Source organism: Colwellia marinimaniae, assembly GCF_002207865.1.
GTDB lineage: Bacteria > Pseudomonadota > Gammaproteobacteria > Enterobacterales > Alteromonadaceae > Colwellia > Colwellia marinimaniae.
In genome coordinates this window covers 1-13,080 of sequence record NZ_BDQM01000006.1, presented here as the reverse complement: position 1 = coordinate 13,080, position 13,080 = coordinate 1, and the positions used below count along the sequence as shown (strand labels likewise).

14 protein-coding genes are annotated in these 13,080 nt (G+C 39.8%); 7 read left to right on the top strand and 7 right to left on the bottom strand.

All coding sequences use genetic code 11. The annotated features are described in order from the left end of the window. Nucleotides 1-30 precede the first annotated feature (30 nt). The 4 genes from trkA to def are packed head-to-tail and all read right to left on the bottom strand — an operon-like array spanning nt 31 to nt 4,322. A complete protein-coding gene (gene trkA, locus MTCD1_RS05360; RefSeq protein ID WP_088568913.1) occupies nt 31-1,407 on the bottom strand; it encodes a Trk system potassium transporter TrkA in 1,377 nt (458 codons plus the stop codon). A gap of 38 nt (nt 1,408-1,445) precedes the next feature. Next, nucleotides 1,446-2,768 (bottom strand): 16S rRNA (cytosine(967)-C(5))-methyltransferase RsmB, encoded by a 1,323-nt coding sequence (gene rsmB / locus MTCD1_RS05355; RefSeq protein ID WP_057183565.1) that lies wholly within the window; start codon nt 2,766-2,768, stop codon nt 1,446-1,448. Between the two features lie 8 nt (nt 2,769-2,776). Next, nucleotides 2,777-3,772 carry a methionyl-tRNA formyltransferase gene (gene fmt, locus MTCD1_RS05350; protein WP_057183567.1) on the bottom strand — a complete coding sequence of 332 codons (996 nt, stop codon included), beginning with the start codon at nt 3,770-3,772 and terminating at the stop codon, nt 2,777-2,779. A gap of 43 nt (nt 3,773-3,815) precedes the next feature. Further along, nucleotides 3,816-4,322: a peptide deformylase gene (def, locus tag MTCD1_RS05345; protein ID WP_057183569.1), complete on the bottom strand. Its 507-nt coding sequence runs from the start codon at nt 4,320-4,322 to the stop codon at nt 3,816-3,818. A 155-nt stretch (nt 4,323-4,477) separates the two neighbouring features. Here def and MTCD1_RS05340 point away from each other — a divergent pair, with 155 nt between their 5' ends. From MTCD1_RS05340 to MTCD1_RS05325, 4 genes are all read left to right on the top strand, one after another. Next, nucleotides 4,478-5,566, top strand: a complete 1,089-nt coding sequence (locus MTCD1_RS05340) for a LysM peptidoglycan-binding domain-containing protein (protein ID WP_057183571.1) — start codon at nt 4,478-4,480, stop codon at nt 5,564-5,566. A 75-nt stretch (nt 5,567-5,641) separates the two neighbouring features. After that, nucleotides 5,642-6,793 carry a DNA-processing protein DprA gene (dprA, locus tag MTCD1_RS05335; RefSeq protein WP_057183573.1) on the top strand — a complete coding sequence of 384 codons (1,152 nt, stop codon included), beginning with the start codon at nt 5,642-5,644 and terminating at the stop codon, nt 6,791-6,793. Between the two features lie 19 nt (nt 6,794-6,812). Further along, on the top strand, nt 6,813-7,286 hold the full coding sequence (locus MTCD1_RS05330; protein ID WP_057183575.1) for a DUF494 family protein: 474 nt from the start codon (nt 6,813-6,815) through the stop codon (nt 7,284-7,286). 123 nt (nt 7,287-7,409) lie between these two features. Then, nucleotides 7,410-7,970 carry a DNA topoisomerase family protein gene (locus tag MTCD1_RS05325; protein WP_057183601.1) on the top strand — a complete coding sequence of 187 codons (561 nt, stop codon included), beginning with the start codon at nt 7,410-7,412 and terminating at the stop codon, nt 7,968-7,970. A 70-nt stretch (nt 7,971-8,040) separates the two neighbouring features. Here MTCD1_RS05325 and MTCD1_RS05320 read toward each other — a convergent pair whose 3' ends face one another. Both MTCD1_RS05320 and purE read right to left on the bottom strand, forming a co-directional pair. Further along, the gene (locus MTCD1_RS05320; RefSeq protein ID WP_057183577.1) at nt 8,041-9,201 is read right to left on the bottom strand and encodes a 5-(carboxyamino)imidazole ribonucleotide synthase; all 1,161 of its coding nucleotides are present in this window, start codon (nt 9,199-9,201) and stop codon (nt 8,041-8,043) included. A gap of 10 nt (nt 9,202-9,211) precedes the next feature. After that, nucleotides 9,212-9,694 (bottom strand): 5-(carboxyamino)imidazole ribonucleotide mutase, encoded by a 483-nt coding sequence (gene purE, locus MTCD1_RS05315; protein ID WP_057183579.1) that lies wholly within the window; start codon nt 9,692-9,694, stop codon nt 9,212-9,214. Nucleotides 9,695-9,888: 194 nt separating this feature from the next. On the opposite strand from purE, the gene tsaC reads away from it, so the two are divergent. From tsaC to MTCD1_RS05300, 3 genes are all read left to right on the top strand, one after another. After that, nucleotides 9,889-10,440: an L-threonylcarbamoyladenylate synthase type 1 TsaC gene (tsaC, locus tag MTCD1_RS05310; RefSeq protein WP_057183581.1), complete on the top strand. Its 552-nt coding sequence runs from the start codon at nt 9,889-9,891 to the stop codon at nt 10,438-10,440. A gap of 184 nt (nt 10,441-10,624) precedes the next feature. After that, nucleotides 10,625-11,452 (top strand): shikimate dehydrogenase, encoded by an 828-nt coding sequence (gene aroE, locus MTCD1_RS05305; protein WP_057183583.1) that lies wholly within the window; start codon nt 10,625-10,627, stop codon nt 11,450-11,452. Nucleotides 11,453-11,465: 13 nt separating this feature from the next. After that, nucleotides 11,466-11,699: a hypothetical protein gene (locus tag MTCD1_RS05300; protein ID WP_057183585.1), complete on the top strand. Its 234-nt coding sequence runs from the start codon at nt 11,466-11,468 to the stop codon at nt 11,697-11,699. A gap of 21 nt (nt 11,700-11,720) precedes the next feature. Here the strand turns inward: MTCD1_RS05300 and MTCD1_RS05295 are convergent, their stop codons facing one another. After that, nucleotides 11,721-12,260: a gamma carbonic anhydrase family protein gene (locus MTCD1_RS05295; RefSeq protein ID WP_057183587.1), complete on the bottom strand. Its 540-nt coding sequence runs from the start codon at nt 12,258-12,260 to the stop codon at nt 11,721-11,723. Between the last annotated feature and the right edge of the window lie 820 nt (nt 12,261-13,080).

The following is a 13,080-nucleotide window of genomic DNA, read 5'->3' as shown; positions in this document are numbered from 1 at the left end:
TTAGCTGTAAGTAAAGAGGTCAAAAATGCATTAAAAATAGGTAGCACTGACTTGAAAGAGCTTTTCTATATCATAAATATAGCGTTTGTTAACTAAAAATAAAATCACATGGTCTTCTTCGTGTATTAAGGTGTTTGAGTGAGCGATAAGCACTTCACTACCACGAACAATAGCGCCGATAGTAACGCCTGGTGGTAGCTTAATATTTTTGATGGCACGGCCAACAACTTTAGAGGATTTTTCATCACCCTTAGCAACAATTTCAATGGCTTCAGCAGCACCACCACGTAGGCTATAAACGTTATCGATGGCGCCACGTCTTACATGAGTTAAGAGGGCCGATATGGTTGCTTGTTGTGGTGAAATGGCAATATCAATAGTACTGCCATGTACTAAATCTATATAGGCATCGCGTTGAATAAGTACCATGGTTTTACGAACACCAAGTCGCTTAGCCAGCAGTGATGACATGATATTAGCTTCGTCATCGTTAGTCACCGCAATAAAAAGATCAAATTGGTCAATATTTTCTTCCATAAGCAACTCTTGGTCTGAAGAGTCTCCGACGAAAACTAAGGTATTATTGAGTTCAGAGGTTAATTGCTCTGCGCGTTTTTGTGAGCGCTCAATAAGTTTTACTTGATGGTTTTTTTCTAGAATACGAGCTAAACCAGCACCGATATTACCACCACCGGCAATCATTATACGTTTATAAGCAGGTTCGAGTTTTTGTAACTCATTCATCACCGCACGAATATGAATACTGGCGGCGATAAAAAACACTTCATCATCTGCTTCTATTACTGTCGTGCCAAGAGGACGAATAGGTTTACCATTTCGGTAAATTGCCGCGACTCGAGTATCCACATTAGGAATATGATCTTTTAACGCTGACAGCGCATGGCCAACGAGTAGACCACCGTAGTAGGCTTTTACCGCGACTAGACTTACTTTGCCACTAGCAAACTCTAATACTTGCAGCGCGCCTGGGTAATCAATTAGTCGAGCTATATCTCGGGTCACTAATTGTTCAGGGGCAATGATATGGTCAACAGGTATGTGTTTTTTATGAAAAAGTTGTTCAGCATATTTTAATATTTGATTAGAGCGGATACGGGCAATTTTTTTCGGCGTGTTAAATAATGAGGAGCATATTTGGCAAGTGATCATATTGGTGGCATCGTCATTGGTAACTGCTATCACCATATCAGCATCTTCACCACCCGCTTCTTTTAATACATCTGGATGGCAACCTTGACCAATAACAACTTTCAAATCCATTTTATCTTGTAGCTCGCGCAATTTTTCACCGTCAATATCAACAATACATATTTCATTATTCTCGCCAACAAGGTTTTCAGCTAAGGTGCCGCCAACTTGCCCAGCACCTACTATGATTATTTTCATGTGTTAGTTTCTGCTTAATGTTATACCAATAGGATTAATTATTTGAGTTTTAACAGTTTGGCGTAATAAAAGCCGTCCATATTTTTAGCATCGGGTAATAATTGCCAACCGATAGAATTTTCATCAGTATCAAGGTTATTACCAGTAATGGCAATTAATTGTGCATCTTGGTTTTGTTCCACAAAACGAGCAATCTGTTGGCAGTTTTCTTCGGGTAAAACACTACAGGTAGCATAAAGCAAGGTACCGCCCGGTTTGAGTAAAGACCAAATATTATCAAGAATCTGCTGCTGCAATATCACTAACTTATCAATGTCGTCGGCTTTACGTAACCACTTTATATCAGGGTGACGGCGAATAACGCCAGTACCTGAACAAGGGGCATCCAGTAAAATTCGATCAAATAGTTCACCTGACCACCAATCTTTACTGGCGGCATCAGCAGTAATAACCTTTGCTGTGAGACCTAAGCGAGCCAAATTTTCATGAACCCGAGTCAGGCGACCTTCTTCAATATCTATTGCAGTCATCGAGGCAATATCAGGTGTTAGCTCAATAATATGGCAAGTTTTTCCACCAGGGGCGGCACAACAATCCAATACCACATCATTTGGTTGGCAGTCTAATAAACGTGCCGCTTGCTGTGCTGCACCATCTTGTACTGAAACCCAGCCTTGTTCAAAGCCAGGTAATTTAGCGACATCGATGGGGTGAGCAAGGGCAATGGCTTGAGAATTGACTTCAATATTAGCTATGTCTATCTCTGCTGCAATAAGTAACGCTTGATACTGTTCACTAGTATGGTGTTGTTGGTTGGTACGTAACCACATTGGTGGTCTTTGCTGGTTAGCATCGAGTATGCCTTGCCATTGTTCAGGGTAGCTTTGCTGTATTTTTTTAATAAACCAGCTAGGGTGATTATATTTTATCGAGTCAGGTAGGTTTTTATCTGTTTTATTTTCTAGTTTACTTGCCGCCTCTTGTGTACGAAGAAATCCCCTCAGTACAGCATTAACTAATGCTTTCATATGGCGGTTTTTTAACGTACTTGTTGCCGATACCGTTTCACTAACCGCAGCATGATCAGGTATACGCATATATCTTATTTGATAAACACCTACTAACAGTAAAAAGTGAAAGACTCTTTGTTTGCCCTTTAGCGGTTTCTGCATTAAATGACGGACATCGTTTTCTAATTCTGGTAGGTAGCGCAGTACGCCATAACAAATTTCTTGCAGCAAGCCCTTATCTTTACCAAGCAACTTATCTTGCTGTTTAGGCAGTTCATCACTTAAGCTTCGCCCTTTATCTATAACGGCGTAACAACATTTTGCTGCCAGGGCTCTAATATTAATTGTCATAATTTCTCTTAACCAAGCTTATTTATAGGGCTGCCAACAGTGAACCAATCGCTGCGACCATTAAGAATATCTTGCACAGGTAAGGCTTTTTTACCGGGCAATTGCATTATTTCTAAGCGTAATGAACCGTCGCCTGTTGCTACTTCTATACCTTGTTTATCTACTTTTATTATGGTGCCTGGAGCCGCACTGCCTTGATATTCTTGAACGGATGCTTGCCATACCCGTAATCTATGTTGCTTACTTTCTGATTCCGACTCTAATTCAGTGAAGGTGAATTGAGAGACAGGCCAGGGGATATATGCACGGATCTTTCTATGCAGTTCGTTTGCACTGAGTTGCCAATTAAGCTCAGCTTCTGCTTTGTCTAGTTTATGCGCGTAAGTGGCTAGTGTATTATCTTGGGCAATATTGTGCTCCATTGCTTGATAATTAGTTTGCGCCATCAGTGCCAGTGTTTCTAGCAAAGCCGCTGGCCCCAAATCGGCAAGTTTTTCATAAAGGCTGGCACTAGTATCGGTATTTTCAATGGCACATTCAGCCGTTAATATCATATCGCCAGTATCGAGACCTTTATCCATTTGCATTATGGTGACACCTGTTTTCTTATCTCCCGCTTCAAGTGAACGTTGAATTGGCGCTGCACCACGCCATTTAGGCAAAATTGAGCCATGGACATTTATACAGCCTAACCGTGGCGAGTTTAAAATGACTTCAGGTAAAATCAGACCATAAGCAACCACCACCATAATATCAGCGTCATATTGAGCCAATTTTTGTTGGTCTTCGTCACTTTTAAAGTTTATCGGTTGTTCAACAATAATGTTGTGTTCTAGCGCTAGCAATTTGGTCGCACAAGCGGTTAGCTTTTTACCACGACCTGCGGGTTTATCTGGCGGACAATAAACAGCAACTACATTATGTTCAGAGTTAATTAATGCCGCTAAATGTTTAGCGGCAAAGTCAGGAGTGCCAGCAAAAATGATATTTAATGGGGGAGCCAAGGGAGTATCCTATAATGGTAAATAATTACTTACTTAGTGGTTGCTATTTATCTAAACGAGCTTCTTTTTCAAGTTTCTTTTGAATTCGTTGGCGCTTTAATGGCGATAAATAATCAACAAATAAAATGCCATTTAAATGGTCAATCTCATGTTGAATACAAATGCTTTGTAAGCCGGTGGCGCTTAAAGTGAATTCTTTACCCTGGCGGTCAAGTGCTGTTACCGTGCAAGTATCATGGCGATTTACTTTGGCATAAGTTCCGGGTACGGATAAACAGCCTTCTTCATTAATCGACTTTTCATCACTGCTAGCAATAATTTCAGGGTTGATAAGTACCATAGGCTGATTGCTATCTTCAGAGGTATCCATTACAACGATACGTTGATGAATATCGACTTGTGTAGCGGCAAGACCTATGCCTTTCTCTTCGTACATAGTTGCCAGCATATCGTCTATAATTGTTGCTGTTGCACTAGTAACATCAGTAATCGGCTGCGCTTTTGTTCTTAAACGCGGATCAGGAAAACGTAAAACAGTTAGAATAGTCATATTTTGTTAAAAGAATTAGCGATAATTCATCTAGAATGTTATGTTTTAATTATATACTCAAGTAACTGTAACTGAAACCTGCATTTTAAAGTCACTCGATATAACTAATCATTATAGTGCGTTACAGCAGTAAGCACGTAAAAGGAATGAGCACCATGCTTAAAAAAATAATACTCTCGCTATCTTTAATGTCTTGTCCATTGATTGCACTTGCTGAGCAAATAAAACTTAATGATGACGCACCTAAAACTCATGTGGTAGTGAAAGGTGATACGTTATGGGATATATCAGCTTTATTTCTTGAGCAACCTTGGTTATGGCCTAAATTATGGCGTTTAAATCCAGAAATTAATAACCCACATTTAATTTACCCCGGTGATATTTTAAAGCTGGTCTTTGATGAATACGGTGAGCCAATGTTAGTGATAGAGCCGGCAAAACCTAGTTATAAATGGTCGCCTAAGATTCGTCAAAAGAAGAAAAAAGACTCGGCTATTACCTTATTACCCCTTGAGGTTATTGCACCTTTCCTTAGGTACGAGCACTTATTTACCGAAGATGAGCTAGCAGCCTTACCTTATATTATAGGTAGTGATGAAGGTTATAGAATGTCGACCAAAGATTTTAAAGTGTATGTTAATGCGGATCTAGATGTGGCACAAAGTTATGCAATTTATGATAAAGGGCAGGAGATTTTTGATCCTGAAACAGACGACTCATTAGGCTTTTATGTCAACTTAGTCGGCACAGGGCAGGTATTGAGGCGTGGTGATATTGACAACGATGTACCATCTACTCTGAATGTGGGCTCGGCAAAAAGAGAAATTCATGTCGGTAACTATGTCGTACCGGTTAATGACGGGCAATTATTGCCCGCAGTTTTTTCAATGAAAGCTGCTAAGGAGTCGCTTCGCGGTGCAATTGTTAAAGCGAGTAGTAATGGCCGTGAATTTGCCAAGTTGGAAGTTGTTATGATTAACCGTGGTCTTGAACATGATGTGACCGTAGGTGATGTTATGGCCATAAAACGCATCAGTCCAGCAGTAGTTGATACCGGTGATGGCCCCGCTTATGTGGCCGAAACATCACTTTGGCACCAAATTACTGGCGGTGATTATAATATGCCAGCAGAGACATTAGGTGAGTTAATGGTCTTTAAAGTTTATCAAAAAGCAAGTATGGCACTGATTCTTCATACGGATAAACCTGCCAGAATCAGTGATTTGATTACGGCACCAGACTAGCCAGCTGTTAAAGGTTTTATTTTTTATCTAAAAGGAAAGTAAACCTAGCACTTGCTCTTAGGGAGAAGACAAGTAATGAGCAATAGCAGTAAAAATAATATTGAATATTGGTTAGCTTTAAAGCTTGTTCCTCGGTTAGCCATTCACCAAAAAATAGCGCTGGTTGAAACCTTTGGTTTAACCGCGCTTTTTTCATTTAACGATAAGTCATCGGTGCTTACCTCAGCCAATGGTTTAAGTGTTAAACAACTGCACGCTTTTTACCAGCCGAACTGGCAACAAATAGCGAAAATTATGCTAGCCAGTAAAGCATGTCATAGTGATATTATTTGCTTTGATGATGTTTGTTACCCACAAATATTAAAGCAAATTTATGATCCACCTTTACTGATATTTATTCAGGGTAATCCTCTATTACTCAATGCGCCACAGTTAGCTGTAGTAGGTAGTCGTTCAGCTAGCGCAGGAGGTAGAGATACCGCCTTTTCATTATGCCAACAACTGGCCAAAAAAAACCTTGTTATTACTAGTGGCTTAGCACTTGGTATTGATGCTGCGGCTCATCGTGGCGCCCTTAGTGAGTCAACCGGTACTATAGCGGTAGTTGCTACTGGCTTAGATCAAGTATACCCCGCAAGACACCGTACTTTAGCGGCACAAATAATTAACTCTGGTGGAGCTATTATTAGTGAGTTTATTCCTGGTACACCAGCGAGAGCCGGGCACTTCCCCAAAAGAAACCGACTTATTAGTGGCTTGAGCTTAGGCGTTTTAGTGGTAGAGGCTGAATTGAAAAGTGGCTCTTTGATTACCGCGCGTTGTGCACTAGAGCAAAACAGAGACGTTTTTGCTATACCAAATTCTATTAAAAATCCGCACGCAAAAGGTTGCCATTGGTTAATTAAACAAGGCGCTAAACTAGTAGAGCATTGTGCCGATATAATAGATGAGTTCGCTTTTGCCGATAAAGCTAGGCTACACTTAAAGAGTGATGCACAGCCATTAAAGCCTGTTAAACAAGGCACTAACAAAGGAGTCACGGAAATAAAACAAAAAGACTTGTGTAACGATGCATTGTTGGCTAGTGTGGGATTTGAAATTACTCCCGTTGATAAAGTGGTTTTACGAAGCGAACTTCCCGTAGAGGAAGTGTTAACTCGATTAACAATGCTTGAGCTAAGTGGTCTGGTAACTGCGGTACCAGGTGGCTACATTAGAACGCAATAAAGTATATAAGGGGCTAATTATGTTCGATATCTTAATGTATCTTTTTGAAACCTATATCCAAAATGAAGCAGAAGCCATGGTGGATCATGAGCTGTTAACCGATGAGTTAACACGAGCGGGCTTTCATCAGGATGAAATATATAAAGCATTAAATTGGTTAGAAAAACTTACCGCGTTACAAGACACAGAGGCTTATCCTTATCTAACCCGTGAGGGTAGTAAGTCGGTACGTATTTATACCAGCGAAGAAATGCTGTTGCTTGATACACCTAGCCGCGGTTTTATTTTGTTTTTAGAGCAAGTGAATGTACTTGATTTTACTACGCGTGAAATGGTAATTGATAGGGTGATGGAGCTTGATACAAAATATTTCTCTATGGATGATCTTAAATGGGTAATTCTTATGGTGTTATTTAATGTACCAGGCAAAGAGTCGGCTTACTCCCAATTAGAAGATTTAATCTTTGAAGAACAAGAAGGTCCATTACACTAATAATACCTCCCAAGCCGAGTAATAAGTAGTAGCGCATTATATAGTCAGCAGTTGCTTAGCATAGGGTTTAGTCAATTTTTGTGGCATAATAGTGCCACACTTGTTTTACCCGCAATTTCAATAATGTCTGAATCTGATAAAGCTCTCTTTACTCATCACGAACATGCTTTAGATAAAGCGCAGCAAGTGTGTCCTGAATGTGGTGCTGAATTGGCTATTAAACGTGGTAAATCAGGCGCCTTTTTAGGCTGTGTCAATTACCCTAATTGTCAATATACCCGCGCAGTAGTAGAACATGAACGTGTTGAAGATAAGATACTATCGGGTAGTGAATGTCCATTGTGCTCACATGAGTTAGCGGTGAAACAAGGTCGATACGGTATGTTTATTGGTTGTAGTAACTTCCCTGCATGTCATCATATCGAGCATGAGGTGCAAGAAACCTTAGATAATGTGGCATGTCCAAGCTGTAAAAGCGGCTCATTGCAAGAAAAGACCAGTCGCTTTGGCAAAAAATTTTACTCCTGTGATGCTTATCCAAAATGTAAGTTTGTTGTGAACCATGAACCTATGGGGGGGCAGTGCGAAAAGTGTCAATTTCCGTTACTATTAAAAAGAAATATGGCCGCTGGGCTTAAATACCAGTGTGCAGATAAAAAATGCTCTCATATGCAGAAGGCATGACAAAGTATCCTCTATAAAAAAAGACGCCTTTCACTATGTGAATAGGCGTCTTTTTTATTGATGGCATTACTTATTTATTTTGTTTGTCTAAATAGTTTTTTGCGAAATCGTTAAGATCAGGGAATGCTTTAGGGCAAAGGATATCAGCTAAACTTTGTAAACGCTGAGCAAGTTGTAATTCATGCTCACCGCTAACATTAATATGGCCCATCTTACGACCTGCACGTTTACCTTTGTTGTACCAATGAACAGATACACTTGCTATAGCAAGCACTTCATCAGGGATAGTATCTTCACCAATAATGTTGACCATCGCTGTTGGGCGAACAAGCGCTGTACTACCTAAAGGCAAATCACAGATTGCTCTTAAGTGATTTTCAAACTGACAGGTGTCAGCACCTTGCTGGGTCCAATGACCTGAATTATGGACTCTGGGTGCAATTTCATTGACCAAGAGCTGATTACCGACTTGGAAAAATTCAATGGCCATAACACCAACATAGTTGAGTTTATCAGATAGCGCTTTAAATACAGTACCAGCTTGCTCTTGTAGTTTAGTATTAATAGGAGCGGCAACGGATACCGTTAAAATACCATTGGTATGGTGATTTTCAGTCAGAGGATATACTGCAACATCACCATTGACTCGGCGTACACCAACAAGAGAAATTTCGCGATCAAAAGGCACCATTTGTTCAGCAACAATGCCCTGCTTTACTGTTGTGGTCGAAGCGTTAAGGAAATCAGCCATTTCTTGCCAAATTGCTTCGGCATCAGCAGCTACTTTTAATCGCCATTGGCCTTTGCCATCATATCCTTCAAGTGCTGTTTTAAAGATAATAGGTAAAGATAAGTAACTAATTGCCTTGTCAAAGTCTTCTTTTGAATTAACAAAATAATGTTTGGCATTGGCAGTATTACAAGATTCAAGCAATGCTTTTTCTAACCGTCTATCACCGCCAATCTTAATAGCTTCACTTTTTGGAAAAAGTTTTCCTGATTGCTGACACTGGTCAAGTATGTCATGAGCTACATGTTCAAACTCGGCGGTAATAACATCAGCATGAATAATGCCAGCTGCTAAATCGCCATATATGTGTTCAGGAGTTATAGGGTGAACCACCTTATTACTTGATACATCGAGTGCTTTGACATCCAAGTTTAAAGGTGTGCCCGCTAATTGCATCATTCGAGCTAATTGGCCTGCGCCAAGTACGAGAACTTTTTTCATCATGCTGTGTTTATTCTGCCGGATTTGGGTTAGCAAGTATGGTTTCGGTCTGTTTTTTACGAAACTGTTCGATGTTTTCTTGGATCTCAGCATTATGAGTGCCGATAATCTGTGCCGCAAGTAAACCGGCGTTAGCAGCACCGGCATTACCTATAGCTAATGTTCCTACTGCGATACCTTTTGGCATTTGTACAATAGATAATAATGAGTCCTGTCCGTTAAGTGCTTTAGATTGCACAGGTACACCCAAAACAGGTAAAGAGGTATAAGCTGCAGCCATACCTGGTAGGTGAGCGGCACCACCAGCACCAGCCACAATGACTTTAATGCCTCTATCTTTTGCACTTTCAGCATATTCGGCAAGTAAGTGCGGGGTGCGATGTGCTGAAATTACTTTTGTTTCGTATTTTACACCCAAAGAATCAAGCATTTCTGCTGTATGTTGCATTGTTGGCCAATCTGATTTTGACCCCATGATGATACCCACTGTCATGAATTTATGCCCTTTAAAAGAATATAGTGTTCTTCGTTTACGAAGAAAGTAAAAATAGAGCTGTAATTATAACCTTGTTTAGCGCAATACGGAATGGAGAACTTTTTTATCGATAAATTAATCCATCACTAGATATTTGTGATGGGGGTTTGGTAATATTGTCATGGATGTAGTTATTAATAGAAGGGTGATTTGTGAACGAAGAAAATGTAGTTGATGCTTTCAACAATGGTGGCATTATCGCTTATCCTACCGAAGCGGTGTTTGGTCTCGGTTGTGATCCAGACAACGAAGAGTCACTTAAACACTTGTTAGCGCTAAAGCAGAGGTCGGCTGAGAAAGGACTCATTTTACTGGCCGGAAATTACTCGCAATTACTGCCTTATATCGATGACAGTAAAATTCCGCAAGATAAGCGTTTTACTATGTTATCGAGATGGCCAGATGGCATTACGCAACTTGTTCCTAAAAATAGTAATATTTCACCGTTATTATCGGGTAAGTTTGACACCATTGCGGTAAGGATTACCAGTCAACCTGACGTTGTTGCTCTGTGTAAACAAACCAATAAACCCATAGTATCGACCAGTGCTAACTTATCTGGGCAAGAGCCAGCTAAAACATGGCAAACATTAGATCCGGTATTATCTAAGCAAGTAGATTTTATTATTGAGGGAGTAACGTTAGGCCATAGCTCACCATCAAAAATAATGCATGCTCTGACCGGCAAGGTGATTAGAACATAACTGCAGCGTAGGTATTGAGCATGTTCCTATGGCATATTCAATTATGCTTGCGGAAAATTCTAAAGGTTTCTTTTAGCATCAAAATAAAAAGCAGTAACTTATTCGAAAGTGTTACTGCTTTTTTGTTTTCATTAATTGTTGATTCAGTTAGGCTGTCGCCATTCGTTAACTTCTTCCTATCGCTATGACACAACCAATTCCAGATCAATATCGCGTTTTTGGCAATCCAATTAAGCAATCACGTTCACCAGATATTCATCATATATTTGCCAGTAAGAGCCAACAAATAATTAATTACCAAAAACAGCTAGTTGATATCGATGGTTTCGCTAATGCGGTTGCCGATCTTATTGATCAAGGCGGAAAAGGCGCAAACGTAACCGCACCTTTTAAAGAACAAGCACTGGCATTAGCCGATGAGCTCACCGAACGTGCATCATTAGCTGGTGCAGTTAACACCCTAACTTTTAAAGAAGGCAAGATACTCGGTGATAACACCGATGGTGAAGGCTTAGTTCAAGACCTAATTATTAATAAAGTGCTGTTAAAGCAAAGGAGAATTTTGCTCTTGGGTGCTGGTGGCGCAGCCAGAGGAGTCTTATTGCCGCTATTGGCGCAAGGTCCTAGCGCTATTGTTATTGCTAATAGAACGGTAAGTAAAGCAAAAGATCTTTGTCAGCATTTTAACGATGAACGACTAAGTGCTTGTAGCTTTGCTGAGACCACAGGTCAAGAGTTTGACCTGATAATTAATGCCACATCTGCAAGTTTAGCTGGAGATTTACCACCAATACCTACTAGCATAATAAACAGTAAAGTGGTTTGTTATGACATGGCATACGGGAAAAATGAAACGCAATTTCTTCAATGGGCAAGAGAGCAAGGAGCGGTAGACGTTATTGATGGTTTAGGTATGTTAGTTGGACAAGCTGCGGTAAGCTTTGCTATTTGGCGAGGGGTAACTCCCCAAGTGCAACCAGTAATTAAAAAATTAAGAGCCGCTCTTAAATAAAATAGGAATAAATATGAATCAAGCCATTTTGTTTAATGATGACTTAGTATTTGATGACGAACAAGACGCTTGGTGTTTTACCGCGCTACTCTCGGCGCAAGTGATGACTATTTACTTTCATTCAATGCAGTTAAAGAGCCTTGCAAAGATAGATAACTGTACTAAGTTCGACTTAGAAGAAATAGTTGAACTCTGGCTCGAAAAAAACGAGCCAGAGGGAGATAGTATTCACATACAAATGCGTTAATTATTATCGCCATAAAGGGGATCATTCACTGAGGTAGTCATTTTTTAATTCGACATAGTTTATCGCTGACTGTTTAAGGAAAGCGGCTTCACTTTCTTTTAATGGCCTAACTTGTTTTACTGGGTTACCAACATATAAATAACCGCTTACCAGTGTTTTATTTGGTGGCACTAAACTGCCGGCGCCAATAAAAACATCATCCTCGACAATTACACCATCCATAATTATCGCACCCATACCAACTAATATGCGGTTGCCAAGCTGACAGCCGTGTAGCATACATTTATGACCTACAGTGACGTCGTCGCCAATAATTAATGGATTTCCTTGTGGATTACTCGAACTTTTACGGGTGACGTGTAAAACACTACCGTCTTGTATATTTGTACGAGCACCAATGGTTATGGTATTAACATCTCCTCGGGCGGCAACGAGCGGCCAAATACTGACATCATCTGATAAGGTAATGTCTCCAACTAAAACGGCTGAGTTATCGATATAGATATCCGAACCAAGGGAGGGGTAAATACCTTTATAAGGACGTACGTTAGTTATACTCATATAGAACCTTTTGCACAGCTGCAATTTAATTTAATGGCAAGTGGTGGTAAAAATAACATAGACAGTCAATAAAACCAGTATTAGAGCAGCTTTGTATTGAAAAAATCTATAAAGATAAAATAAGCAATTGAAATGAAAAACAATAAATACGACTAACTAATGAACGTATCGAGGTAAACTCACACAAGGGCTGTGTGAAAATAGAGCAAGGGAAATATTTATACGTTTTTAACCAAAAAAGGGTTGACCTAATTATAAAAATGTCTAAAATGCGCATCCAGTTCCAAGGGGTATCCTAAAGAACTGTTTTGATAAGTTATCTACTTCCTTTTAAGGTAAATAAGTTAACTTAACGTTTTAAAAGTTAAGCTGAAAAATTAATTTAAATAAAACGTTGACATCAAAACTCGGAAGCGTATTATACGCATCCTGCTTCGGGCAAACGGCAACGTTAGCAAGGAGTTAAAGCGAGTAACGAATGCGATTACTGCTTATTTCTTTAACAATTAGTTATCATGCAATTTGTGTGGACACTCACATTAATGTTGTTTTACATAGTTTTCCTTTCGGGGAGAACAAAAACGCTTAATGAATGATGTTCATGCAAATAAATATAAGTTACTTATTTCTAGCGAGATAGGTAGCGACTATGTAATGCTTCTTTTACTTGTAGGCGGGAACTTGTTCGCGCAGTACTTTTAAAAGGAACGACAGAATTCATTGAGCAGTAACACATCACTTGTGATGAGGTTACACAAACGATTTTTAATTGAAGAGTTTGATCATGGCTCAGATTGAACGCTGGCGGCAGGCTTAACAC